Source organism: Pseudomonas xanthosomatis, from assembly GCF_019139835.1.
In the GTDB taxonomy this organism is placed as follows: domain Bacteria; phylum Pseudomonadota; class Gammaproteobacteria; order Pseudomonadales; family Pseudomonadaceae; genus Aquipseudomonas; species Aquipseudomonas fakonensis.
On the sequence record NZ_CP077075.1, the window covers coordinates 5,575,026 to 5,600,872 of the forward strand.

The 25,847-nt window shown below is 61.1% G+C and carries 20 protein-coding genes and 2 pseudogenes; 19 read left to right on the top strand and 3 right to left on the bottom strand.

Going from position 1 to position 25,847, the window contains the following annotated elements:
* Positions 1–43: 43 nt before the first annotated feature.
* The 8 genes from KSS93_RS24640 to KSS93_RS24675 all read left to right on the top strand — a co-directional run bounded on the left by KSS93_RS24640 (position 44) and on the right by KSS93_RS24675 (position 10,649).
* Positions 44–1,669, top strand: a complete 1,626-nt coding sequence (locus tag KSS93_RS24640; RefSeq protein ID WP_217886371.1) for an ABC transporter substrate-binding protein — start codon at positions 44–46, stop codon at positions 1,667–1,669.
* A 217-nt stretch (positions 1,670–1,886) separates the two neighbouring features.
* The gene (locus KSS93_RS24645; protein ID WP_217886372.1) at positions 1,887–3,479 is read left to right on the top strand and encodes an ABC transporter substrate-binding protein; all 1,593 of its coding nucleotides are present in this window, start codon (positions 1,887–1,889) and stop codon (positions 3,477–3,479) included.
* Positions 3,480–3,639: 160 nt separating this feature from the next.
* Positions 3,640–5,010, top strand: coding sequence for an OprD family porin (locus KSS93_RS24650; RefSeq protein ID WP_437182139.1), 1,371 nt, complete (start codon positions 3,640–3,642; stop codon positions 5,008–5,010).
* 72 nt (positions 5,011–5,082) lie between these two features.
* A complete protein-coding gene (locus KSS93_RS24655; protein ID WP_217886374.1) occupies positions 5,083–6,678 on the top strand; it encodes an ABC transporter substrate-binding protein in 1,596 nt (531 codons plus the stop codon).
* A 76-nt stretch (positions 6,679–6,754) separates the two neighbouring features.
* Positions 6,755–7,765, top strand: a complete 1,011-nt coding sequence (locus KSS93_RS24660; protein ID WP_217886375.1) for an ABC transporter permease subunit — start codon at positions 6,755–6,757, stop codon at positions 7,763–7,765.
* A gap of 10 nt (positions 7,766–7,775) precedes the next feature.
* Entirely contained in the window at positions 7,776–8,702 is a 927-nt protein-coding gene (locus tag KSS93_RS24665; RefSeq protein ID WP_217886376.1) for an ABC transporter permease subunit, read from the top strand.
* Between the two features lie 10 nt (positions 8,703–8,712).
* Positions 8,713–9,681, top strand: coding sequence for an ABC transporter ATP-binding protein (locus KSS93_RS24670; RefSeq protein WP_217886377.1), 969 nt, complete (start codon positions 8,713–8,715; stop codon positions 9,679–9,681).
* Positions 9,681–10,649 (top strand): peptide ABC transporter ATP-binding protein, encoded by a 969-nt coding sequence (locus tag KSS93_RS24675; protein WP_217886378.1) that lies wholly within the window; start codon positions 9,681–9,683, stop codon positions 10,647–10,649. The genes KSS93_RS24670 and KSS93_RS24675 overlap by 1 nt, the downstream gene beginning before the upstream one ends.
* Positions 10,650–10,779: 130 nt before the next feature.
* Here the strand turns inward: KSS93_RS24675 and KSS93_RS24680 are convergent, their stop codons facing one another.
* Positions 10,780–11,676, bottom strand: a complete 897-nt coding sequence (locus tag KSS93_RS24680) for a hypothetical protein (protein ID WP_217886379.1) — start codon at positions 11,674–11,676, stop codon at positions 10,780–10,782.
* Positions 11,677–12,070: 394 nt separating this feature from the next.
* On the opposite strand from KSS93_RS24680, the gene KSS93_RS24685 reads away from it, so the two are divergent.
* From KSS93_RS24685 to KSS93_RS24710, 6 genes are all read left to right on the top strand, one after another.
* Entirely contained in the window at positions 12,071–12,880 is an 810-nt protein-coding gene (locus tag KSS93_RS24685; protein ID WP_217886380.1) for a helix-turn-helix domain-containing protein, read from the top strand.
* 64 nt (positions 12,881–12,944) lie between these two features.
* Entirely contained in the window at positions 12,945–14,351 is a 1,407-nt protein-coding gene (locus KSS93_RS24690; protein WP_217886381.1) for an NAD(P)/FAD-dependent oxidoreductase, read from the top strand.
* Positions 14,352–14,381: 30 nt separating this feature from the next.
* The gene (locus KSS93_RS24695) at positions 14,382–14,723 is read left to right on the top strand and encodes a cupin domain-containing protein (RefSeq protein ID WP_217886382.1); all 342 of its coding nucleotides are present in this window, start codon (positions 14,382–14,384) and stop codon (positions 14,721–14,723) included.
* Between the two features lie 51 nt (positions 14,724–14,774).
* On the top strand, positions 14,775–15,857 hold the full coding sequence (locus tag KSS93_RS24700; RefSeq protein ID WP_217886383.1) for a polyamine ABC transporter substrate-binding protein: 1,083 nt from the start codon (positions 14,775–14,777) through the stop codon (positions 15,855–15,857).
* Between the two features lie 813 nt (positions 15,858–16,670).
* Positions 16,671–17,087 carry a hypothetical protein gene (locus KSS93_RS24705; protein WP_217886384.1) on the top strand — a complete coding sequence of 139 codons (417 nt, stop codon included), beginning with the start codon at positions 16,671–16,673 and terminating at the stop codon, positions 17,085–17,087.
* Complete coding sequence (locus KSS93_RS24710) at positions 17,084–19,648, top strand: tyrosine-protein kinase family protein (protein ID WP_217886385.1); 2,565 nt, start codon at positions 17,084–17,086, stop codon at positions 19,646–19,648. The genes KSS93_RS24705 and KSS93_RS24710 overlap by 4 nt, the downstream gene beginning before the upstream one ends.
* 29 nt (positions 19,649–19,677) lie before the next feature.
* Here the strand turns inward: KSS93_RS24710 and KSS93_RS24715 are convergent, their stop codons facing one another.
* Positions 19,678–21,261 (bottom strand): peptide chain release factor 3, encoded by a 1,584-nt coding sequence (locus tag KSS93_RS24715; protein WP_217840196.1) that lies wholly within the window; start codon positions 21,259–21,261, stop codon positions 19,678–19,680.
* A gap of 556 nt (positions 21,262–21,817) precedes the next feature.
* Here KSS93_RS24715 and KSS93_RS24720 point away from each other — a divergent pair.
* The 4 genes from KSS93_RS24720 to KSS93_RS24735 are packed head-to-tail and all read left to right on the top strand — an operon-like array spanning position 21,818 to position 25,260.
* Positions 21,818–22,531 (top strand): ABC transporter permease, encoded by a 714-nt coding sequence (locus tag KSS93_RS24720; protein WP_217840197.1) that lies wholly within the window; start codon positions 21,818–21,820, stop codon positions 22,529–22,531.
* A gap of 13 nt (positions 22,532–22,544) precedes the next feature.
* The gene (locus tag KSS93_RS24725; RefSeq protein ID WP_217886386.1) at positions 22,545–23,456 is read left to right on the top strand and encodes a glycine betaine ABC transporter substrate-binding protein; all 912 of its coding nucleotides are present in this window, start codon (positions 22,545–22,547) and stop codon (positions 23,454–23,456) included.
* Positions 23,453–24,106, top strand: a complete 654-nt coding sequence (locus tag KSS93_RS24730; RefSeq protein ID WP_217840199.1) for an ABC transporter permease — start codon at positions 23,453–23,455, stop codon at positions 24,104–24,106. Before KSS93_RS24725 ends, KSS93_RS24730 begins: the two co-directional genes overlap by 4 nt.
* Positions 24,103–25,260 carry an osmoprotectant ABC transporter ATP-binding protein OsmV gene (locus tag KSS93_RS24735; RefSeq protein ID WP_217886387.1) on the top strand — a complete coding sequence of 386 codons (1,158 nt, stop codon included), beginning with the start codon at positions 24,103–24,105 and terminating at the stop codon, positions 25,258–25,260. The genes KSS93_RS24730 and KSS93_RS24735 overlap by 4 nt, the downstream gene beginning before the upstream one ends.
* Before the next feature lie 236 nt (positions 25,261–25,496).
* Here the strand turns inward: KSS93_RS24735 and KSS93_RS27045 are convergent.
* Positions 25,497–25,643, bottom strand: a pseudogene (locus tag KSS93_RS27045) (hypothetical protein); the annotation flags it as partial.
* Here KSS93_RS27045 and KSS93_RS24745 point away from each other — a divergent pair.
* Positions 25,625–25,711: pseudogene (locus KSS93_RS24745) on the top strand (glycine/betaine ABC transporter ATP-binding protein); the annotation flags it as partial. The pseudogenes KSS93_RS27045 and KSS93_RS24745 sit on opposite strands and share 19 nt — an antisense overlap.
* Positions 25,712–25,847: the final 136 nt, after the last annotated feature.

Genomic DNA, 25,847 nt, shown 5'->3' on the forward strand with positions numbered 1-25,847 from the left:
CACGAGGCCACCTCTACTAAAAAATGACAACAATGAGGCCACCATGCTCAAACACGCAGTCATTCCGTTCCTGGTTGGCGCAGGCTTGCTAGCCGGCGCACCCTCCGTACTCGCAGCCTCCAACCTGGTGTTCTGCTCCGAAGGCAGCCCGGCCGGCTTCGACCCGGGGCAATACACCACCGGAACCGACTTCGACGCCTCCGCCGAAACCATCTTCAACCGCCTGACCCAGTTCGAGCGTGGCGGCACCAAGGTCATCCCGGGCCTGGCCACCAAATGGGAAGTCTCCGACGACGGCAAGACCTACACCTTCCACCTGCGTGAAGGCGTGAAGTTCCACACCACCGATTACTTCAAGCCCACCCGCGAGTTCGACGCCGACGACGTGCTGTTCACCTTCAACCGCATGCTCGACAAGAACCACCCGTTCCGTAAGGCCTACCCCACCGAATTCCCGTACTTCACCGACATGGGCATGGACAAGAACATCGCCCGCATCGAAAAAGTCGACCCGCACACCGTGCGCTTCACCCTCAACGAAGTGGACGCCGCGTTCATCCAGAACCTGGCCATGAGCTTCGCTTCGGTGCAGTCCGCCGAATACGCCGACCAGTTGCTCAAGCAGGGCAAGGCCGCCGACATCAACCAGAAGCCGATCGGCACCGGCCCGTTCGTGTTCAGCAAGTACCAAAAAGACGCGCAGATCCGCTACAAGGGCAACAAGGATTACTGGCAGCCCGATGACGTGAAGATCGACAACCTGATCTTCGCCATCAGCACCGACGCCTCGGTGCGCATGCAAAAGCTCAAGAAGAACGAATGCCAGATCACCCTGTTCCCGCGCCCGGCCGACATCGAGCCGCTGAAAAAAGACCCGAAGCTGCAAATGCCTGAACAGGCCGGCTTCAACCTGGGTTACATCGCCTACAACGTGATGGACAAGATCAAGGGCGAAAGCCAGCCCAACCCGCTGTCGCAGCTCAAGGTGCGTGAAGCCCTGGACATGGCGGTGAACAAGCAGCAGATCATCGAGTCGGTTTACCAGAGCGCCGGCCAGCTGGCGGTCAACGCCATGCCGCCGACCCAGTGGTCCTACGACACCAGCATCAAGGACGCCAAGTACGACCCCGAAAAAGCCAGGCAGCTACTCAAGGAAGCCGGCATCAAGGAAGGCACCGAGATCACCCTGTGGGCCATGCCGGTGCAACGCCCGTACAACCCCAACGCCAAGCTGATGGCTGAAATGCTGCAATCGGACTGGGCCAAGGTCGGCATCAAGGCCAAGATCGTCAGCTACGAGTGGGGCGAGTACATCAAGCGCTCCAAGGCCGGCGAGCAAGGCGCCATGCTGATTGGCTGGAGCGGCGACAACGGTGACCCGGACAACTGGCTGGGCACCCTTTACGGCTGCGACGCACTGGACGGCAACAACTTCTCCAAGTGGTGCTACAAGCCCTACGACGACCTGATCAAGCAGGCCAAGGCCACCCCCGACCAGGCCAAGCGCACCGAGCTGTACAAGCAGGCGCAGCACATCCTCAAGGAACAGGTGCCGATCACCCCGATCGCCCACTCCACCGTGTACCAGCCCATGAGCACTGCCGTGAAGGACTTCAAGATCAGCCCGTTCAGCTTGAACTCCTTCTACGGGGTCAGTGTGGCCAAGTAACGGCCACGGTCGCCCCGGCGCAAGGGTTCGCGCCGGGGTAGTCGACCGACAGGGCGATATGTAGGGCGTTTCCCGCAGCTACATCGGAAATCTCTATCCCCCATATCAGCACCCTCTAACTGGTTGCCGCTTCCTGACGCCTTTAACGTCGGGAACGCGACCTTGCAGCCGCATTTTGCCTGTCGCGGCCCGCTCCGACACGCACAAAGGAACTGCCATGCGCCATACCACACTGTGCACCACCCTGATCGCCCTCGGCCTGCTCGGCCAGGCCTCGTTGAGCCAGGCCAGCAACCTGGTGTTCTGCTCCGAAGGCAGCCCGGCGGGCTTCGACACCGCCCAGTACACCTCGGCCACCGACAACGACGCCGCCGAGCCCATCTACAACCGCCTGGTGGAATTCGAGCGCGGCGGCACCGCCGTGCAACCTGGCCTGGCCACCCGCTGGGAGGTGTCCGAAGACGGCCTGCGCTACACCTTCCACCTGCGCGAAGGGGTGAAATTCCACGCCAACAAGGCCTTCAGCCCCAGCCGCGACTTCAACGCCGACGACGTGCTGTTCACCTTCAACCGCATGCTCGACAAGCAGCACCCGTTCCGCGTCGCCTACCCCACCGAATTCCCCTACTTCGTCAGCATGGGCCTGGACAAGAACATCGCCCGCATCGAGAAAACCGGCCCGCTCACCGTGGTGTTCACCCTCAACAGCGTCGATGCCGCGTTCATCCAGAACCTCGCCATGGCCTTCGCCTCGGTGCTGTCCGCCGAGTACGCCGGGCACCTGCTGGCCAGCGGCAAGCCCAGCGATATCAACCAGCAGCCCATCGGCACCGGCCCGTTCGTGTTCCAGCGCTACCAGAAGGACTCGCAGATCCGCTACAAGGGCAACAAGCACTACTGGGCGCCCGAGCGGGTGAAAATCGACAACCTGGTGTTCTCGATCAATATCGACCCTTCGGTGCGTATCCAGAAGCTGCGCCGCAACGAATGCCAGGTCACCCTGCACCCGCGCCCGGCGGATCTGGCCGCCCTGCGCCAGGACAGCAAGCTGCAGGTGCTGCAGCAGCCAGGCTTCAACCTCGGCTACATCGCCTACAACACCCAGCACCCGCCGTTCGACCGCGTCGAGGTGCGCCAGGCCATGGACATGGCCGTGAACAAGCAGGCGATCATCCAGGCGGTGTACCAGGACTCGGGGCAGGCGGCGGTCAACGCCATGCCGCCCACCCAGTGGTCCTACGACGATAGCCTCAAGGACGCCCCGTACAACCCGGACAAGGCCAAGCAGCTGCTGCAGCAGGCCGGGGTCAAGCCGGGCACCGAAGTCACCCTGTGGGCCATGCCGGTACAGCGCCCCTACAACCCCAACGCCAAGCTGATGGCCGAAATGCTCCAGGCCGACTGGAGCAAGCTCGGCTTCAAGGTGCGCATCGTCAGCTACGAATGGGGCGAATACCTCAAGCGCATGAAAAGCGGCGAGCACGACATCGCCCTGATCGGCTGGACCGGCGACAACGGCGACCCGGACAACTGGCTGGGCACGCTGTACGGCTGCGACGCCATCGGCAGCAACAACTACTCGCTGTGGTGCGACCCGCAGTACGACGCGCTGGTGAAAAAAGCCAAGCAGGTCACCGACCGCGAACAACGCACCGCCCTCTACCAGCAGGCCCAGCAGCGGCTCAAGCAGCAGGTGCCGATCACCCCGGTGGCGCACTCCACAGTCAACCAGCCACTGAGCGCCAAGGTTCAGGATTTCAAGGTCAGCCCGTTCGGCCGCAACGTGTTTTCCGAAGTGAGCGTCGACTGACACTCCCATCGCGGGGTTGCCCCGCGATCGAAGGCTTCGCGAATTTGCCCGGCGATCCCGCGCAAACCCTGGCAACACCCGCAGTACCGCACCACTCCCCAGGCCCACAAGGCACGGGGCATAACTAAAAGAATCAAAGGGAGCTTCAACCTTGAAACCTATGACAAAAACCGCGCTGGCCCTGGCCATTGCCGCATGCTGCACCTTCGCCCAGGCCGAAACGCAAAGCCAGGACTTCGTCCCGGTAACGCTCAAGGCCGCCAGCGAGCAGGCCGAAGCCAAAGGCTTCATCGACGGCCAGAGCCTGTCGGGCACCACCCGCAACTGGTACGCCCGCGAACGCGCCACCCGCGCGCCGCTGTGGAAGTACACCAAAAGCGACGGCACTCGCCACGACACCCACAGCCGTGACAACTGGCTGCAAGGCACCATTCTCAACTACAGCTCGGGCTTCACCCAGGGCACCGTGGGCTTTGCCGTCGAGGCCGCCGCCTACAACGCCATCGCCCTCGAACAGGGCCGCGCCGCAGTCGCCGGCCCGAACAACCGCACCCTGACCCACAGCGACGGCGACCCGGTCGGCCAGTGGAGCAAGATGGGCCTGGGCAACGTCAAGGCACGGGTGTCCAACACCACCCTGACCGTTGGCCGCCAGTCGGTGGACACCCCGATGATCGCCTACATCGGCAACCGCGCCCTGCCCTCGAGCTTCCAGGGTGCGTTCCTGCACAGCGCCGAGTTCGACAACCTGTCGTTCGACCTGGGCACCTTCGACCGCGTCTCGCCACGTACCGAGCAGAGCCTGAGCAAGTTCCGCAGCGAATACGGCGCCGCAGGCGTTGAGACCGACCGCGCCAGCACCGCCGGCGTCAACTACCAGCCGCTCAAGAGCCTGACCACCAGCCTGTACGCCACCAAGGTGGACGACTTCTGGAACCAGTACTACTTCGGCGCCAACCACGTGCTGGGCGACAGCTCGGTGCTGAGCCTGACCACCGGCCTCAACTACTACAAGACCGTGGATGCCGGCAGCAAGAAGATGGGCGAGATCGACAACGACACCTACAGCCTGTCGCTCGGCCTCACCCACCAGGCCCACACCCTCAGCGCTTCGTGGCAGCAGGTCAACGGCAACGAATACTTCGACTATCTGCACGAAACCAACGGTATCTACCTGGCCAACTCGCTGCTGTCGGACTTCAACGGCCCCAACGAGAAGTCCCTGCAGATCAGCTACGTGCTGAACATGGCGCCGTACGGCGTGCCGGGCCTCAAGTTCAACCTGTACAACGCCCGCGGCTGGGGCATCGACGGCACCCACTACAAAGGCACCGCCTACGACGTGCGCGGCATGGACGGCGAGACCCACTACGAGTGGGGCATCGGCACCAGCTACGCGGTACAGAGCGGCGCGCTGAAGGACACCACCGTGCGCGCCACCTACACCGCCCACCGCGCCAGCAAGGCCCAGGCCGACGGCAGCCTGGACGAGCTGCGCATCGTCACCACCATCCCCTTCAACATTCTCTGACCGCGAGTGCCGGGGCCCGCCTTGTTGCGGGTCCCGGCAGCTACGCTGGAACAATTACAGCAGGGAGGTTCCATGATATCGCTACCGCTACGCGCCACCCTGGCGGCAGTCATTCTGGGCGCTGCATCGAACCTGGCGGCCAAGCCGCTGGTGGTGTGCACCGAGGCCAGCCCCGAGGGCTTCGACATCGTCCAGTACACCACTGCAGTCACCGCCGACGCCTCGGCCGAAACCGTCTTCAACCGCCTGGTCGACTTCAAGCCCGGTACCACCGATATTCAGCCGGCCCTGGCCGAGCGCTGGGACATCAGCCCCGACGGGCTGACCTACACCTTCCACCTGCGCGAAGGGGTGAAGTTCCACAGCACCGACTACTTCAAGCCCAGCCGCGACTTCAATGCCGACGACGTGCTGTGGAGCTTCAACCGCCAGCTGCGCGCCGACCACCCGTGGCACGACAAGACCAGCGTCGGCTACCCGTATTTCGAGAGCATGGCGTTCAAGCAACTGCTCAAGTCGGTGGACAAAACCGACGCGCACACCGTGGTGATCACCCTGAACCGCCCCGAGGCGCCGTTCTTGCGTGACCTGGCCATGGCCTTCACCTCCATCTATTCGGCCGAGTACGCCGACCAATTGCTCAAGGCCGGGAAAACCGCCGAGCTCAACAGCAAGCCGATCGGCACCGGGCCGTTCGTCTTCCAGCGCTACAACAAGGACGCCCAGGTGCGCTTCAAGGCCAACCCGGACTACTTCCGCGGCGCACCGCCCAGCGAAACCCTGGTGTTCGCCATCGCCACCGACAACAACGTGCGCCTGCAAAAGCTGCGCGCCAACGAGTGCCAGGTGGCGCTGTACCCCAAGCCTGACGACGTGCCGGCAATCAAGCAGGACGCAAAACTCAAGGTTGCCGAAATCGAGGCGCTGGTCACCGGCTACATCTCGATGAACACCGAGCACAAATACTTGAGCGACGTGCGCGTGCGCCGGGCCATCAACATGGCCTTCGACCGCCAGACCCACGTCGACCAGCTGTTCGGCAAGGGCAACGCGCTGGTGGCGGTAAACCCCTACCCGCCGACCATGATCGGCTACAACACCCACAACCAGAACCCGCCCCACGACCTGGCCAAGGCCCGCGCCCTGCTCAAGGAAGCCGGCGTGCCGGAAGGCGCCGTGATCACTCTGTTCACCCGCAACGGCGGCGGCCCGACCAACCCCAACCCGCGGCTGTCGGCCGAAATGCTGCAGGCCGACCTGGCAAAGATCGGCCTGAAGCTCGACATCCGCGTGATGGAATGGGCCGAGATGCTGCGCCGGGCGAAAAAGGGCGAGGCGGACCTGGTGTCTGCCGGCTGGGCCGGCGACAACGGCGACCCGGACAATTTCCTCACCCCCCTGCTCAGCTGCGATGCGGCAAAAACCGGGGAGAACTATGCGCGCTGGTGCAACACCAAGTTTCAGGAGCTGATCACCCGCGCCCGCGAAGTGATCGACAACGATGAACGCGCAAGGCTCTATAGCGAGGCCCTGGCGGTGTACGATGAGGACCAGCCCTGGATCAGCATGGCCCACCCGAAGATGTTCACCGCCATGCGCGAGAACGTGGAGGGTTATGTGATCAACCCGCTCACCAACAACAACTTCGCCACCACCAAGGTGAAGTAGAACAACAACGACCGCCGGCACCCCACACGGGCACCGGCGGCACCGCCGTACCACGGCTGATGAGGTAACCCCGACAATGTTGAGTTTTATTGCCCGGCGCCTGGGCCTGTTGATCCCGACCTTTTTCGGTATCACCCTGCTGACCTTCGCGCTCATACGCCTGATCCCCGGCGACCCGGTGGAAGTGATGATGGGCGAGCGCAGGGTCGACCCCGAAATGCACGCCCAGGCCATGGAGCGCCTGGGCCTGAACAAGCCCCTGCCCGCCCAGTACCTGGACTACGTCGGCAAGCTCGCCCAGGGCGACCTGGGTGAGTCGCTGCGCACCCGTGAAAGCGTGTGGAACGAGTTCCTCACGCTGTTCCCGGCAACCCTGGAGCTGGCGTTCTGCGCGCTGCTCTTTGCCGGGGTCTTCGGCCTGCTGGCCGGGGTGATCGCCGCGCTCAAGCGTGGCTCGCTGTTCGACCACGGGGTGATGGGCATCTCGCTGGCCGGTTACTCCATGCCGATTTTCTGGTGGGGCCTGATCCTGATCATGTTCTTCTCGGTGAGCCTGGGCTGGACCCCGGTGTCCGGGCGCATCGACCTGCTTTACGACATCGAGCCGAAGACCGGCTTCATGCTTGTCGACACCCTGCTCAGCGATGAAGAAGGCGCATTCAAGGACGCAGTAATGCACCTGATCCTGCCCTCCATCGTGCTGGGTACCATTCCGCTGGCGGTAATCGCCCGCATGACCCGCTCCTCGATGCTTGAAGTGCTGCGCGAGGACTACATCCGCACCGCCCGCGCCAAGGGCCTGTCGCCGGCCCGCGTGGTGTTCGTGCACGGCCTGCGCAATGCATTGATCCCGGTGCTGACCGTATTCGGCCTGCAGGTCGGCACGCTGCTGGCCGGCGCCGTGCTCACCGAAACCATCTTTTCCTGGCCGGGCATCGGCAAGTGGCTGATCGAAGCCATCGGCGCCCGTGACTACCCCGTGGTGCAGAACGGCATCCTGTTGATCGCCTGCCTGGTGATCCTGGTCAACTTCGTCGTGGATATTCTCTACGGCCTGGCCAACCCACGCATCCGTCATCAGCGCTGAGGATCAAGCCATGACTAGCCCGATTCCAAAATCCGTCACCCCGCCCGCCGCGGTCGACCACAGCCTGCTCTACCCCTCGCCGTACAAGGAGTTCTGGCAGGCCTTCTCGCGCAACAAGGGCGCGGTGGCCGGCCTTGCCTTCATGCTGCTGGTGATTTTCTGCGCGCTGTTCGCCCCGTGGGTTGCCCCCCACGACCCGAGCGAGCAGTACCGCGACTTCCTGCTCACGCCACCTGTGTGGCTTGAAGGCGGCACCTGGCAGTTCATCCTCGGTACCGACGAGCTGGGCCGCGACCTGCTCTCGCGGTTGATCCAGGGCGCGCGCCTGTCGCTGCTGATCGGCCTGTCGTCGGTGGTCATGTCGCTGATCCCCGGCATCCTGCTGGGGCTGTTCGCCGGCTTCTTCCCGCGCCTGCTGGGCCCCTCGATCATGCGCCTGATGGACGTGATGCTGGCTCTGCCCTCGCTGCTGCTGGCGGTGGCCATCGTCGCCATCCTCGGCCCTGGCCTGATCAATACCGTGATCGCCATCGCCATCGTCTCGCTGCCGTCTTACGTGCGCCTGACCCGCGCCGCGGTGATGGGCGAGCTGAACCGCGACTACGTCACCGCCGCGCGCCTGGCCGGTGCCGGCCTGCCACGGCTGATGTTCGTTACCGTGCTGCCCAACTGCATGGCGCCGCTGATCGTGCAGGCCACCTTGAGCTTCTCCTCGGCGATTCTCGACGCCGCCGCCCTGGGCTTTCTCGGCCTCGGCGTACAACCGCCAACCCCTGAATGGGGCACCATGCTGGCCTCGGCCCGCGACTACATCGAGCGCGCCTGGTGGGTGGTGAGCCTGCCCGGCCTGACCATTTTGCTCAGTGTGCTGGCAATCAACCTGATGGGCGACGGCCTGCGCGACGCGCTGGACCCGAAACTCAAGAACGCCGCCTGAGGAGACCGCCATGTCACTGTTGCAGATCAACAACCTGAACGTGCGCTTCGGCGACGCCAATGCCGTACCCGTGGTGGACGGCCTGGAGCTTTCGGTAGACGCCGGCGAGATCCTCGCCATCGTCGGCGAGTCCGGCTCGGGCAAGTCGGTCACCATGATGGCCCTGATGGGCCTGATCGATGCCCCCGGGCGCATCACCGCCGATGTGCTCAACTTCGACGGCACCGACATGCTCAAGCTCAGCGGCCGCCAGCGGCGCAAGGTGGTGGGCAAGGACATCGCCATGGTCTTCCAGGACCCGATGACCGCCCTCAACCCCAGCTACACGGTCGGCTTCCAGATCGAGGAAGTGCTGCGCCAGCATCTTGGCCTGAAGGGCAAGGCTGCGCGCCAACGAGCCCTTGAGCTACTGAAAAAGGTCGAGATCCCGGCCGCCGAAAGCCGCCTGGACGCCTACCCGCATCAGCTTTCCGGCGGCATGAGCCAGCGGGTGGCCATCGCCATGGCCATTGCCGGCGAGCCCAAGCTGCTGATTGCCGACGAACCCACCACCGCGCTGGATGTGACCATCCAGGCGCAGATCATGGAGCTTTTGGTCAACCTGCAGAAGGAGCGCAACATGGCGCTCATTCTCATCACCCACGACCTGGCCGTGGTGGCCGAAACCGCCCGGCGCGTGTGCGTGATGTACGCCGGCCAAGCGGTCGAGGTGGGGCAGGTGCCGCAGCTGTTCGACGTCCCCGCCCACCCCTACAGCGAAGCGCTGCTGGCGGCCATCCCCGAGCACAGCATCGGCGCCGAGCGCCTGGCCACCCTGCCCGGCATCGTACCCGGCCGCTACGACCGCCCGCAGGGCTGCCTGCTGTCGCCACGTTGCCCGTACGTGCAGGACAACTGCCGGCACCAGCGCCCGGCCCTCGATCCCCAGGCCCACAGCCTGGTGCGTTGCTTCTACCCGCTCAACCAGGAGGTGGCGTGATGGCCGTCGTTCTCTCAGCCCGTGAGCTGACCCGTCATTACGAAGTGTCCCGTGGCCTGTTCAAGGGCCATGCCCTGGTACGCGCGCTGAACGGCGTGTCGTTCGAACTGGAGGCCGGCAAGACCCTGGCCGTGGTCGGCGAGTCCGGCTGCGGCAAGTCCACCCTCGCCCGTGCCCTGACGCTGATCGAAGAGCCCTCGTCCGGCTCGCTGCAAATTGCCGGGCAGGAGGTGAACGGCGCCGGCAAGGCCGAGCGCAAGCAACTGCGCCGCGACGTGCAGATGGTGTTCCAGAGCCCCTACGCTTCGCTCAATCCGCGGCAGAAAATCGGCGACCAGCTGGCCGAACCGCTGCTGATCAACACCGCGCTGAGCAAGACCGAGCGGCGCGAAAAAGTGCAGAAGATGATGGAGCAGGTGGGCCTGCGCCCCGAGCACTACCAGCGCTACCCGCACATGTTCTCCGGCGGGCAGCGCCAGCGCATTGCCCTGGCCCGGGCGATGATGCTGCAACCCAAGGTGCTGGTGGCCGACGAGCCGACTTCGGCGCTGGACGTGTCGATCCAGGCCCAGGTGCTGAACCTGTTCATGGACCTGCAAAAGGAGTTCAACACCGCTTATGTGTTCATCTCCCACAACCTGGCGGTGGTGCGCCATGTGGCCGACCAGGTGCTGGTGATGTACTTGGGCCGGCCAGCAGAGATGGGGCCGAAGGAGGATATCTACGACAAGCCCCTGCACCCTTATACGCAAGCGCTGCTGTCGGCGACCCCGGCGATCCACCCGGACCCGCTGAAGCCGAAAATTCGCATTGCCGGTGAACTGCCCAACCCGCTCAACCCGCCGGATGGCTGCGCGTTTCACAAGCGTTGCCCGCATGCTACCGAGCGTTGCGCAAAGGAAGTGCCGGCATTGCGGCAGGTGAGTACCCGGCAGGTGGCTTGCCACTATGCCGAGCAGTTTCTCTAGCCTTTAAATGGCTGGGGCTGCTTTGCAGCCCCCGCCTCTCTCAATGCATGAAAAGCGCAATCAGGATGATGACGGGAATAGGCACCCCAAGCATCCACAGCAGTATCGAGCGCATGTCAGTTCTCCTTGCTTATCGTTGAATGGTGCGATGGGCAACGTAATCGTCTGCAAGCCACAGCACGCGGTCGCGCTGACGGCCCCCGAACAGTGCCGCGAAGCTGGCAAAGAATGCGCCACACAACAGCGCGACGAAGGTCCACAACGCCGTCCATGCGGCGACCTTGGCAGCGGTGTCTGCCGCTTGCTTGGCATCGGTTTTAAGTTGCTGCAATTCGGCCATCACCTGGTCGACCCGTGCTTGCGCCTCGGCCTGGCTCAGGCGGGTGCGCTGGGCCACCAGTTGCGCCAGGTAGGCACGGTCTTCAGGCGGCAGCGTGCCGCTGGCGATACCCTTGGCCAGAATCCGCGCAGCAACACCGTTGGCGGCATCATCGCTGACTGGCGCCGGGCCGTCGCCGCGGAACAGGCTGTCGACGAAATACCCCATCGAGTCCTTGTCGGCATTTGCCGCAGCGGCCCCTCCGGCAGCCATGGAAACGCTGGCCGCTTGCGAGGCCGCACTGGCCCCGGCACCTACCAGGTTACCCGCAGCCCCCAGTACCAGCATCGCCGCTACCAAAGTCGCTACAGCCCAGGACAGCAAGCCATGCGCGGTATCGCGAAAGTAAACCTCATCACCGTGCAGGTTCGCCCACTTGACCCGCAGCCGCCCGGCCAGATACCCACCCATGCCCGAAGCGATAATTTGCGTCAGCAGCAGCCAGACGATGGTCGAAATCCCCAAGGCTTTCGCACTTGCGCCCTCGTCAGCCCAAGGTGACGTGGCGGCAAAACCCAGCCCGGCACCGAGCACCACGAGTATCAAAGACACCGACGCAGCAGCAGCAGCGCCAGCAAAGATCGCCGCCCAGGAAACACCTGAGCGGCTTTGACTATCGACAACGGGGTAATCGGCAGGTGTGATCATGATGTGCGCGCCTTATTGTGGTTAGCGAGATTTACCAGTCGCGTAATCACCATTGCAGTGGATGTGCCAGTTGTGACAAAAAATTACACCCAATGAAATCAATGGATTGGCAATTCACGACCATGCAAAACGCGGGATTGGCCACGACCGTACAGGGTGTTTTGCAATGTCGAAGACCTCGCTCCCACAGGGACCGCATAATCTTCCAACCATGCGCTGTCCCTGTAGGAGATTACCCAGCCCTGCGGGCTGCGCTGTCGCGCAGAGAACTGGTCTTGCAGATGCGCCACGGTCTCTGTGGGAAGCGGCCTTGCCGGCGATGAGGCCAGCACAGCCAGCACAAGACCGTCGCCCCGTCTTGCCTGCGCGCCCAAGCCCAAGGCACTATCCCCCCATGACTTCGACCACCCTCCCCGACGGCCCCGGGCAGACCCCGCTCACCGCCGACACTGTCATGCGCTACCACCTGTGCTGGAAGCATCGCGACCTGGACGGGGTGATCGCGCTCTACCACCCCGAGGTGCAATACCACGACTTCTTTCAAGACCGCGTGCTCGGCTTCGACGAGCTGCGCGACTATGTGCGCGCCTGCCTGCCCCATGAGGCCGGCGAGGACATCGTGCACAGCGACCGCATCCGCGTCGACGGCTGCACCGCGTTCATCCAGTACCAGGTCACGGTGCAAGGCGGCGACGGGCTGGTGGCGTTCCAGTCCAGCGAAGCCATCACGGTGAAGGACGGGCTGATCTGGCGGGTCAACGAATACGCAACCCTGGTGCACCAGGGCGGCAAGGCCGGCCAAAACAGCGGCCTGCGCCCGGCCACCAGCCGCCTGGGGCTGTCACCACGCCAGCTTTCGACCATGGCCCAGGACCTGGAGCACTACTTCCACAACCGCCGCCCCTACCTGGACCCGGAGCTGGACCTGCAACAGGTGGCCGACGAGAGCGGCTACAGCCGCAACCAGATCTCCTACCTGCTCAACCAGGTGCTGGGGCAAAGCTTCTACCGCTACGTCAACCAGGCGCGCCTGCAGCACCTGATGGCCAGCCTGGGCGACGACCGCGTCGAGGCCACCATCGACGAGCTGGCGTTCAACGCCGGCTTCAACTCGCTGTCGGCCTTCTACAAGGCGTTCCGCGAACACACCGGGGTCACCCCCAAGGCCTACCTGAAACAGAATTCCCTGCGTGCACGCACGTAGGACAGCCACCGCCACGCTTCACTAGGATCGCCCACAGACCCAGCCGGATGTGGAGCCCGACCCGATGCAACCCCTGCGCACGATCAGCCTGTGGATGGACCAGCTCGACGAGCCGCTGTGCGCGCGCCCGGCACTGCGCCAGGACCTCGACCTCGACGTGTGCATCATCGGCGCCGGCTACACCGGCCTGTGGACCGCCTACTACCTCAAGCGCCAAGCCCCGCAGCTGAACATTGCGCTGATCGAGGCCAACATCGCAGGTTTCGGCGCCTCGGGGCGTAACGGCGGCTGGCTGATGGGCAACCTGCTGGGCGAAGACCGCCTGCTGGCCAGCTTGTCACCCCAACAACGCCGGGCCAGCATCGACCTGCTGCAAGGCACCCCCGACGAAGTACACGACGTGCTGCAGCGCGAAGGCATCGACTGCGACTACCGCAAGGGCGGCGTGCTGTATTGCGCGGCGCGCTACCCGGAGCAGGAACGCAGCCTGCGCGCCTGGCTGGACGACCTGTACCGCCAGGGCTTCAGCGAAGCCGACTACCACTGGCTGCGCCCCGAGCAGCTGGATGCACAACTGCGCATCAGCAACCCCTACGGCGCGATCTTCAGCCCGCATACCGCCACTATCCAGCCGGCCAGGCTGGTACGGGGCCTGGCACGGGTGGTCGAGGCCATGGGCGTGCCGATTTACGAAAACACCCCGGCCCTCGACTGGCAGACCGGCGAGGTGCGCACGCCGCTGGCGCGCATCCGCAGCCACTGGGTGGTACCGGCCGTGGAAGGCTATGCTGCCAGCCTGCCGCCACTGGGGCGCCACCAGTTGCCGGTGCAAAGCCTGCTGGTGGCCACCGAGCCGCTGCCCGACTCCACCTGGGAGCAGATCGGCCTGAGCCAGGGCCAGGCGTTCAGCGAAAGCAGCCGCCAGGTCACCTACGGCCAGCGCAGCGCCGACAACCGCCTGGTATTCGGCGCCCGTGGCGGCTACCGCTTCGGCGGCCGGCTGCGCGAGAACTTCAACCTCGAAGAGCACGAGATAGAACTGCGCCGCTACCTGTTCGGTGAGCTGTTCCCGCAGCTCAAGCACGTGCGCATCACCCACTCCTGGGGCGGCAACCTCGGCATGGCCCGGCGCTTTCGCCCGCACATGCTCTGCGACCGACAGCGCGGTATCGCCCTGGCCGGCGGCTATGGCGGCGAAGGCGTGGGCGCCACCAACCTGGGCGGGCGCACCCTGGCCGCGCTGATTCTCGGCCAGCACAACGAACTGACCGCCCAGCCCTGGGTCCTCGACAACCGCCCGGTAGCGAGCCTGGCCAGCTGGCCGCCCGAGCCGGCCCGCTGGCTGGGCTACAACGCCATCATCCAGAGCTTCGTCCACGAGGACCGGACCCTCGCCAACCCCGCCAGCGCGCCCTGGAGGCGGCGCCTGGCCAGCTCGCTCGCGGACTTCATGGAAGGCTTCATGCACTGACTTCCCCTCACTACACAGGACCCACCGGTCATGCGCATCACCCAGTTCAAACACACCGACAGCGTCACGCTGGACAGCTCCAACCCCGTCGCCGTGCCCCTTGGCGAGCCGGTCGCGGTCACCTCGGTGACCTGCGTCGAGCGCAGCGACGGCGTCGAAACCGGCATCTGGGAATGCACCCCCGGGCGCTGGCGCCGGCAGATCGTGCAACAGGAGTTCTGCCACTTCATCAAGGGCCGCTGCACCTTCACCCCCGACGGTGGCGAACCCCTGGTCATAGAAGCCGGAGACGCATTGATGCTACCGGCCAACAGCACCGGCACCTGGGACATCCAGGAAACCGTGCGCAAGACCTACGTTTTGATTTTCTGATCCGCTGATCGCCTGCCTTCGATAACAACAGACAAAGCAAGGTACCCCGACATGCGCACCCTCGTTCTCGCACCCCTGATGCTGGCCGCAAGCCTGGCCAGCGCCGCCGACTCGGTGAAGATCTACAACTGGTCCAGCTACGTCGCCCCTGACACCCTGAAGAACTTCCAGCAAGCCACCGGCATAGTGCCGACCTACGACGTGTACGACAGCAACGAGACCCTCGACGGCAAGCTGATGACCGGCAACTCCGGCTATGACGTGGTGTTCCCCTCCAACCACTTCATGGCCCGGCAGATCCAGGGCAAGGCCCTGAAGAAACTCGACAAGTCGCAGCTGCCCAACTGGAAGAACCTCAACCCGGTGCTGCTCAAGGCGCTGGAGGTGAACGACCCGGGCAACCAGTACGGCTTCCCCTACCTGTGGGGCAGTACCGGCATTGGCTACAACATCGACAAGGTCAAGGCGGTGCTGGGCGACAACGCACCGGTGGACTCCTGGGACCTGATCTTCAAGCCCGAGTACATGAGCAAGCTGAAAAGCTGCGGCGTGGCGGTGCTGGACAACGGCCCCGAGCTGCTGCCGATCGCCCTGCACTACCTCGGTTTGCCGCACCACAGCCAGAACCCGGCCGACTACGACAAGGCCAAGGAACTGCTGATGAAGGTGCGTCCGTACATCAGCTACTTCCACTCATCCAAGTACACCGGCGACCTGGCCAATGGCGATATCTGCGTGGTGGTGGGCTTCTCGGGGGATGTGCTGCAGGCCAAGAACCGCGCCGAGGAGGCGAAGAACGGCGTGAAGGTGGGCTATTCGATACCCAAGGAAGGTGCGCCGATGTGGTTCGACATGGTGGCCATGCCGGCCGATGCGCCGAACGAGAAGGCCGGCTACGCCTACATGAACTACTTGCTGCAGCCTGAGGTGATGGCGGGCATCAGCAACTTCGTGCAGTACGCCAACGGCAACCAGGCGGCGGACGCCAAGGTGGAACCGGCGCTGAAGGCCAACAGCATGATCTACCCGGCAGCGGACGTGATGGACAAGCTGTATGCGCTGGAGGCGATGCCGGTGAAGATCGACCGCATTCGTACGCGGATCTGGACCAGCATCAAGGCCGGGAACTTATAAGGGTTGAGACCTAGGCTCTACCTAGAATCCTACGCCCCCGGATTGCTGGGCCTCAAAGCTAAGGTTTTGTAGAGTTTCCGTGGGTTCTGTCAGGCACACCGAGGCGCCACATGCCTGAGCGCTTCGGGCCTCGACCAACAGTTTAGTATCTGTCTCGATGGTCGGCGAAACTAGACATACTTCCATAAAATCCTCAAGCGACTACACCTCGAGTTCAAATCTAAAGACTTGATCAACTCGAAAACCTATAATGGATGACTCGACTGCTGTACACGCTACCGCTGACTCTTGTGATGTTCGGAAGTGGCCGACGAGCTTACTTATCTAGTTATAGACCTCATCCATAGATACCACTACCGGCCAGATTTCACACGCTCGGCGACGCTCACGGCGTGCCGTCGTATGCTCCTCCCCTGGCAGGCAGGCCAGTGATATCATAAGCTAAGTCTAGATGACGTAATCACTCCGACAACCCAACGTGAGCGCGCTCGCAAACGATAAAAACGTTTGCTTCCGATAACGACTGCAATACGGCTCTTTGATCGCCCCCATACATCGACTTGCGTAACATAATCCACGTCATCGACTAGAGATGAGATGCCCGAGGAACAGCCACACGCCTCGACAGGTTTAAAAGACAGCTCATGATCATCTTTTTATTCCACAGGATACTTCCGGCACCAGCACCACAAAGAGCACAATATACAATCAACTTGATAGTCGAAACTTAGAGCAAAAACTCTCATACAGCTCGACTTGGCAAACAGCTTGACATTCTGTAATATCCACACACCACCCATACAGGAGTTGGGAATGTCACACTTAACTAACATATCAGAATTCAAAAAAGCCTTTAATTGCGGCAGTGATTTAGTAGAGTGCTACTGCCAACTAATCGCTATCGAACTAAAGCTAGCACACATCCACCCATTAAAAGATCACGACATCATAAGTAAATTACAAAATCTTGCCAGCAGCGTCGCAGGACAACCTCATGCCGCTGACTTAAACACAAGAATCTTGGAGTTAAAAAGCGCCTTTAAAAAAATTCACGTAGAAGCAAAATTCGGGACGAGAAAACTCTTTAATTGCGCCTACCCAACAATACGATATACCCGCTTTAGCAATGACTGGACTTTAAAAAACACAAACCAGCAACGACTTAGCGAGCTTAAAACCGTAATTCAGCACACTATAAACACCCTAGCACACCTGGGAGAAAACATATGAATACTCTGTCAGAACTCCTAGACAGCATCAAAAAAAAATTTCCAGAGACCCAAGTAATATTCAGCTTCCCTTCTTTGTACATAGCTGTAATTTCAGAGATATTCTGCGGCCTCTCTGACGATCGAAAATTTGAAGTACTACTAGACAAATGCTGCATTGACGAAGATGATCTAGAACACATTCTAGACTGCAGTAGCTCACGTTTGCTACTGACTACAACTTCAGAGTTTGACAGTGAATATCCATTCCTCAAGAACCAAACGATTAACAACCATTGGCTCTCACAATACAATTCCAGCTTTAGAAAAAATATTGATCATAAAAATTCTAAAAGCATCAATGTTATTCATTTCTATGGACAAAAAGGCGGACAAGCTCGATCTTCTGTAGTCGGCGCATTAGCGAGAGATCTGTCAGAGAGTGGCCATAAGGTTCTCGTAATTGATGCCGATATCGAAGCACCTACACTTCACACTATTTTTGGGATTGAAAAACTACAGATAGAAAGTACATTAATGGGCTATGCCGGCTGGGCTAGCGACCCAACATATACATCAAACCCGGCAATTCCAGGAGTTTATTTTATAGGTTGCCGCCCCACTGACGAAGCGTGGGAAATGGACTATGAATCGTTTTCACTAAGATGTTCCCTAGACCCTACATCATTATCTGACGTCTTCAAAAGCATCCTTGAACTCCAACAAATCAAAAGCGGTGAGTTTGATACAATTCTGGTTGACCATCGAACGGGAACGACAACCTCGGTAATACCAATTATAAGTACAATACCTGGGCCATCTGTAATTTTCAGCCGCCCTGACAGCCAAACAACTTGGCTGCACGGTATAAAAACGCTGCTATCTATAAACCCCAAAAACCCAGGCGCTTACATCTCCTTCTCTTTAGACAACTTAAAGAAAAAGGGCAGCACCACAGAATCTGAAGCTGAATTCAAGGAAAAGCTACTAGAAATACTTGCGGACGCGCTTGCATATGAGGCGGAGGACCCAGAGCCACTTGCGCCAGACGAGCTAGAAAGATTCTACATCCCTTGGATGTATGATCGTGCCTTCTTCAACAGCTCTTTGCCTAAGATCTCACAGTTACAAACAGAAAACATCTACGCACTTAATCAGCTCAAAGAAATATTAGGCATCCAAAAACCTGCCTCAAAGCCCGAGCTATCTGAAACCGTAACACAAAGTAAAACATCGTCCTCAGGAATTATCGATGAGACATGGTTCGTCGAATCGGATATGACTAGAGCAATACTTCAACACGACTCAAACCTGAACTATATTTTCGGTCGCAAGGGTACTGGTAAAAGTCGTTTATTTAAAGAATCATTAGAGCGCGGCATCGGCTTACCTCTATTATCACCGAGCGAGTACGGTGAAATAGACCCGAACATCCCCAACAGCTCGGACATTTACATCAAAGCGCTCATCACGACCATGGGTGACGAGTACGAAGCGTTTTGGTGGATTCTGGTTTCCGCACGACTGGAAGCAGAGCGCTCAAACTTAGAATACAAAGGCATTCTTCAAAAGTACTCTCGCCTCAGCAAAGACGAGCTTCTTGCAATTTCACTACCGCACAACGTCGTCGAAAAACTAAAATCACGAAAAATAACTTTACTTATCGACGGCCTTGAAACCGCCGTCCCTTCAACAAAACTAAAAAACTTTGTTGAGGGGGTTCTTCTTTGCATGAATACCGTTCAGAACAGCAGTGACATCAGGCAAAAACTGAGCATTCGCCTTTTCATCAGAGTAGATTTGGCAATAGGCAACCAAAACATCGAGCAACAAACTTCCGGACGCAAAATAGATCTGTATTGGGACGAGCAGGCCCAAATGAATTATGTATTAGCCTGCATTGCTTCAAACCCGTGGGCCAAAGAAAAGTTTGCAACGACGATAGAGTCTATCGAGCAGCATAAGCACGACATCAGACTTGGAAAGCTCGCAACAGAGGCATGCGAAACTTACTTGATGCAAATATTCCCAGAAAACTTGCGTCGAAGCAACATCAAAACCATCACTTTCATTAAAACTTACTTCAGAGATGCGTCCTCCCAAGACAACGAACATCTGGCAACATTCTACCCCCGCTTATTCTTAAACTTCACAAACTCTCTGTTCATTCAATTGCAACGCATTGAAAACCCAATAGATGAAAATGGCAAAGTAGAGCAATCCTCCATATTTGAGTCGTATGATACTGCAGCCACCAATTTCATCAACGATGCAAAGCAAGAGCTGGCACATGCAATCGCATTGGATATTGATCTTTCCGAAAACCTACGAAAAGTTAACTTGATTCTAGATGCGCTGAAGGGAAAACCGACGCCATTCACATTGGATACGCTTACTCAAAAAATTCACTCCGATATCGGAGGATCAATAAAAGAAGATGCTATTAAAGAGGCACTACGCACGATGAAAGACATGGGCTTCTTTGAGCAAACTCCAAAAGATGTCTCAAAGTGGCGTGCTGGTAGAGTCTACAAGTCTGCATTAAAAATGAAATTTGTCCGCGGAATTAAAGCTAGAGAGTAAAGAAAGGGCAGCGTAAGCTGCCCTTTTTCTTAATGATGCTCGCGGGTAGCGCGGAACTTCACATCCGGCCAGCGCTCTTCCATCAGCGACAGGTTGACCCGGGTCGGGGCCAGGTAGGTCAGGTGACCGCCACCGTCGATGGCCAGGTTTTCCATGGCCTTGGTCTGGAATTCCTCGAGTTTCTTCTTGTCATCGCAGGTGATCCAGCGCGCCGACCACACGGTGATCGGCTCGTAGGCGCACTCCACCTTGTATTCTTCCTTCAGGCGGCTGGCGACCACGTCGAACTGCAGCACACCGACCGCACCGAGGATGATGTCGTTGCTGCGCTCGGGGAAGAACACCTGGGTGGCGCCCTCCTCGGCCAGCTGCTGCAGGCCCTGGCGCAGCTGCTTGGACTTCAGCGGGTCCTTCAGGCGCACGCGGCGGAACAGCTCCGGGGCGAAGTGCGGGATACCGGTGAAGCCCAGCGCCTCGCCTTCGGTGAAGGTATCGCCGATCTGGATGGTGCCGTGGTTGTGCAAACCGATGATGTCGCCGGCGTAGGCCTCTTCGAGCTGCTCGCGCTCGGACGAGAAGAAGGTCAGCGCATCGCCGATGCGCAGGTCCTTGCCGGTGCGCACGTGGCGCATCTTCATGCCCTTTTCGTACTTGCCCGAGCAAATGCGCATGAAGGCGATACGGTCACGGTGTTTCGGGTCCATGTTCGCCTGGATCTTGAACACGAAGCCTGTGAACTTTTCTTCGACCGGCTCCACGGTACGCTCGTGGGCGACCCGTGCCAGCGGGCGTGGCGCCCAGTCGACGACGGCGTCGAGCACATGGTCGACACCAAAGTTGCCAAGCGCGGTACCGAAGAACACAGGCGTCAGCTGGCCGTTGATGAACTCGTCCTGGTCGAACTCGTGGCAGGCGCCCTGCACCAGTTCCAGCTGCTCAAGGAAGCGCTCGTACTCATCACCCAGGTGCGCACGGGCTTCATCGGAGTCGAGCTTCTCGATGATCTTCGCCTCGGTACGCTCGTGGCCGTGGCCCGGGGTGTAGACGATGATGTAGTCGCCAGCCAGGTGGTACACGCCCTTGAAGTCGCGGTAGCAACCGATCGGCCAGGTGATCGGCGCGGCCTTGATCTTCAGTACCGCTTCGATTTCGTCGAGCAGTTCGATCGGGTCGCGGATATCACGGTCGAGTTTGTTGATGAAGCTGACGATGGGCGTGTCGCGCAGGCGGCACACGTCCATCAGGGCGATGGTGCGCGGCTCTACACCCTTACCGCCGTCCAGCACCATCAGCGCCGAGTCCACTGCGGTCAGGGTGCGGTAGGTATCTTCGGAGAAGTCTTCGTGGCCGGGGGTGTCGAGCAGGTTGATCATGTGCTCGCGGTACGGGAACTGCATCACCGAGGTGGTGATGGAGATGCCGCGCTGCTTCTCCATTTCCATCCAGTCGGAGGTGGCGTGGCGGTCGGACTTGCGCGACTTCACGGTACCCGCGACGGAGATCGCCTTGCCCATCAGCAACAGCTTCTCGGTGATGGTGGTCTTACCGGCGTCGGGGTGGGAAATAATTGCGAAAGTGCGGCGCTTCGCGACTTCGGCGGCCTGGTTGGTCATGGGAAATCGCCTGACTGGGGATCGAAAAGGGGCAGTATCATACCCGAAGTTGGGCAATGACCAAAATCTGCTGAACCAGTGGTACCTGTTCCGGCCTCTTCGCGGGCAAGCCCGCTCCTACAGGCATCACACCTCGTTTGAAACCTGTGCAGTACCTGTGGGAGCGGGCTTGCCCGCGAAAGGGCCGGCACTGGCGAATATAAAATTCACGAACAATCGCTTTATCACGACAAAAGGCCACAACGCAGTTACTTCAACGCCTGCGGCGAATTATTTCACTTTTTTTTCTCGACAAATTTCAGCTTGCCCAGTGATTAACACTGGCCAAATGCCGCCTCAGATGGGAACCTTTGCGCCCACGGAGACGTCCACTCCCCTGCAACCCGCTTCGGTTGGGGAATGGCTTGACCAGCATTTTCGGGCCCGACGGGGTTCGGCTCATGGCCTGATCGCAGCCTACGGTTGCCTCACGCTGCTACTCGCGAACACACCACCCGCCGCCAGCATTGGCCGGCTTCAAAGAAGTGTGCTCGCCGACAACACAAGGAGTCCGCCTGTGGCTACACGCTACGGTAAAGGGCTGTTGGGATGCGCCACCGTGCTCGTCATCCTGGCCCTGCTGATCCACTGGATCGGCACAGACACGATCGCGCGTTATCGCGACGATCTTGGGTTCTACCTGCAAGCGCACCTGGTACTGGTGCTGGCTTCGATGGCGGCGGCGCTGGCCGTGGGCATCCCCGCCGGCATTGCGCTGAGTCGACCGCACCGGGTCGACAAAGCCGAGCGCTTCATGCAGTTCTTCAACGTTGGCAACACCATCCCCCCGCTGGCCGTTCTGGCCATTGCCCTGAGCATTCTGGGCATCGGCGCAGGCCCTGCGATCTTCGCGCTGTTCCTCGCCTCCCTGCTGCCCATCGTGCGCAACACCTACGAGGGCCTGAAAAACGTCCCCGCCTCGCTCAAGGAAGCCGCCACCGGCATCGGCATGACCCCGCGCCAGCAACTCTGGCAGGTGGAGTTGCCCAACGCCGTGCCGATCATCGTCGGCGGTGTGCGCGTGGCCCTGGCCTTGAATGTGGGTACCGCACCCCTGGCGTTTCTGATCGGCGCCAACAGCCTGGGCAGCCTGATCTTCCCCGGCATCGCCCTGAACAACCAGCCACAGCTTTTGCTGGGCGCCGCCTGCACGGCGCTGCTGGCCCTGGTGCTGGATGCCCTGGTGAGCTTCTCCAGCAAGCGCTGGCTGGAACGCGGCCTGGCCGGATAACAAGAGGGAACCCATGAAAAAGACAATCGCCTTGCTGCTGGGCGCGGCGCTGCTATGCGCAGGTTTTGCCCAGGCAGCTGAAAAACCCCTGGTGCGCATCGGCGCGCGGGTGTTCACCGAGCAGACCGTGCTCGCCGAAATCACTGCCCAATACTTGCGCGCCAACGGCTTCGATGTGCGCGTGACCACCGGCCTTGGCAGCAGCATCGCGCGCCAGGCCCAGGAGACCGGCCAGCTGGATTTGATGTGGGAATACACCGGCGTCTCGCTGGTGTCGTACAACCATATCGACGAGCGCATGCCCAGCGCCGAGGCCACCTATGCCCGGGTAAAAGAGCTGGATGCGCAAAAGGGTCTCATCTGGCTGACCCCGTCGAAGTTCAGCAACACCTACGCCTTGGGCCTGCCCAAGGAAGTCGCCGCGGCCTACCCCCAGGTCAACAGCATCAGCGACCTCAACCAGGTGCTGCGTGACGAGCACCAGCGCAACCATTTAGTGGCCCTGGACACCGAGTTCGCCAACCGCCCGGACGGCCTGGTGGGCCTTAAAGAACTCTACGACCTGCAGGTCGGCCGCCCGAACATCCGCCAGATGGACGCGGGCCTGGTGTACACCGCCATGCACAACAACCAGGTGTTCGCCGGCCTGGTCTACACCACCGACGGCCGGCTGAACGCGTTCAACCTCAAGCTGCTGGAAGACGACAAGCACTACTTCCCCGACTACACCGCAGCCCCGGTGGTGCGCAAGCAGGTGCTCGATGCCAACCCGCAACTGGCCGCGCTGCTCAAGCCGCTGGCCGAGCAACTGGACGACCAGACCATGCGCGAGCTCAACGCCAAGGTCGACGTCGAACACCAGAACCCCAGCGCCGTGGCCAGCGCATTTTTGCGTGAACACCCGCTGAAGGAGGTACAGCCATGAGCCTGCTCGACACCTTCGCCCACCTCGACTGGGCCCAGGTTGTGCAACTGACCTGGCAACACATCATGCTGGTGGGCATCGCCGTCAGCCTGGCGATTCTGGTCGGCGTGCCGCTGGGCATCCTGATGACCCGCTTCCCGGCCGTCGCCGGCCCCCTGCAGGCCAGCGCCACGGTGCTGCTGACCATCCCGTCGATCGCCCTGTTCGGCCTGCTGCTGCCGTTCTACAGCAAGTTCGGCCAGGGCCTCGGCCCGCTGCCGGCGATCACGGCGGTGTTCCTATATTCGTTGCTGCCGATTTTGCGCAACACCTACCTGGCCCTGACCAACGTCGAGCCTGGCATCCGTGAAGCGGCGCGCGGTATCGGCATGACCTTCGGCCAGCGCCTGCGCATGGTCGAGCTGCCCATCGCGGTGCCGGTGATCCTCGCCGGCGTGCGCACCGCCGTGGTGATGAACATCGGCGTGATGACCATCGCCGCCACCATCGGCGCCGGCGGCCTGGGCGTGCTCATTCTCACCTCCATCAGCCGCAGCGACATGTCGATGCTGCTGGTCGGCGCCGTGCTGGTGAGCCTCTTGGCCATCATCGCCGACCTGCTGCTGCAAACCCTGCAACGTGCCCTGACTCCAGAAGGACTGCGCTCATGATCGAACTGAAGAACCTCAGCAAGACCTTCAACGTCAACGGCAAGGAAGTCAAAGCCGTCGACTCGGTAAGCCTGACCGTCAACGAGGGCGAAATCTGCGTGTTCCTCGGCCCTTCGGGCTGCGGCAAGAGCACCACCCTCAAGATGATCAACCGCCTGATCACCCCGACCAGCGGCCAGGTGTTCATCAATGGCGAAGACACCAGCGCACTCGACGAAGTGACCCTGCGCCGGCACATCGGCTACGTGATCCAGCAGATCGGCCTGTTCCCCAACATGACCATCGAGGAGAACATCACCGTGGTGCCGCGCCTGTTGGGCTGGGACAAGCAAAAATGCCATGACCGCGCCCGCGAGCTGATGCACATGATCAAGCTCGAACCCAAGCAGTATCTGCAGCGCTACCCGCGCGAGCTGTCCGGTGGCCAGCAGCAGCGTATCGGGGTGATCCGCGCCCTGGCGGCCGAGGCCCCGGTGCTGCTGATGGACGAGCCGTTCGGTGCGGTCGACCCGATCAACCGCGAGATGATCCAGAACGAGTTCTTCGAGATGCAGCGGGCGCTGAACAAGACCGTGATCATGGTCAGCCACGACATCGACGAGGCGATCAAGCTGGGCGACAAGATCGCCATCTTCCGCGCAGGCAAGCTGCTGCAGCTGGACCACCCGGACACCCTGCTGGCGCACCCGGTGGACGATTTCGTCAGCAACTTCGTCGGCCAGGACAGCACCCTCAAGCGCCTGCTGCTGGTGCGCGCCGAGGACGCCGCGGACAACGCGCCGTCGGTAAGCCCCGAGACGCCAGTGGCCGATGCCCTGGAACTGCTCGACGAGCACGACCGCCGTTATGTGGTGGTGACCGACGGGCAGAACAAGGCACTGGGTTATGTGCGCCGGCGCGACATGCACCGCCAGCAAGGCAGCTGCGCGGACTTCCTGCGCCCGTTCAACGCCACGGCGTCCCACGACGAGCATCTGCGCATCCTGCTGTCGCGCATGTACGAGTTCAACCGCGCGTGGTTGCCGGTGCTGGATGCCGAGCAGGTGTTCCTCGGCGAGGTGACCCAGGAGTCGATTGCTGCGTACCTGAGTTCGGGGCGCTCGCGCGGGGCCAAGACCAGCATCGTGTCGCCGGCCGAGGCGGTGGCCTCCTGACCCAACGCCGGGGGCGTTGCGCCCCGTCGCGACACAAGGCCGCTCACCACAGGTATTGCATCAGCCTCCCGGCCTGCGCATGACCTGTGGGAGCAACTGTCTTGTGCTGCCTGTTCCGGCCTCATCGCCGGCAAGCCGGCTCCTACAGGTACGGTACCAACCTGAAGCTCATGCAATCCCTGTGGTGAGCGGCCTTGTGTCGCGATGGGCCGCGAAGCGGCCCCGGCGATCTGCAATCAGAACCCTACACTGGCCTGCACATAGAAGGTCCGCGGCTCACCCACATAAATGCCGGCGTTGTTGTCGCTCGAACGGGTGAAGTACTGCTTGTCGAACAGGTTCTTCACCCCCGCCGCCAGCTTCAGAGTCGATTGCTGCGTACCTGAGTTCGGGGCGCTCGCGCGGGGCCAAGACCAGCATCGTGTCGCCGGCCGAGGCGGTGGCCTCCTGACCCAACGCCGGGGGCGCGTTGCGCCCCGTCGCGACACAAGGCCGCTCACCACAGGTATTGCATCAGCCTCCCGGCCTGCGCATGACCTGGACTGCCCCCAAGAAGTTGGACAAAAAATCCAACCCTTGGGGGACCT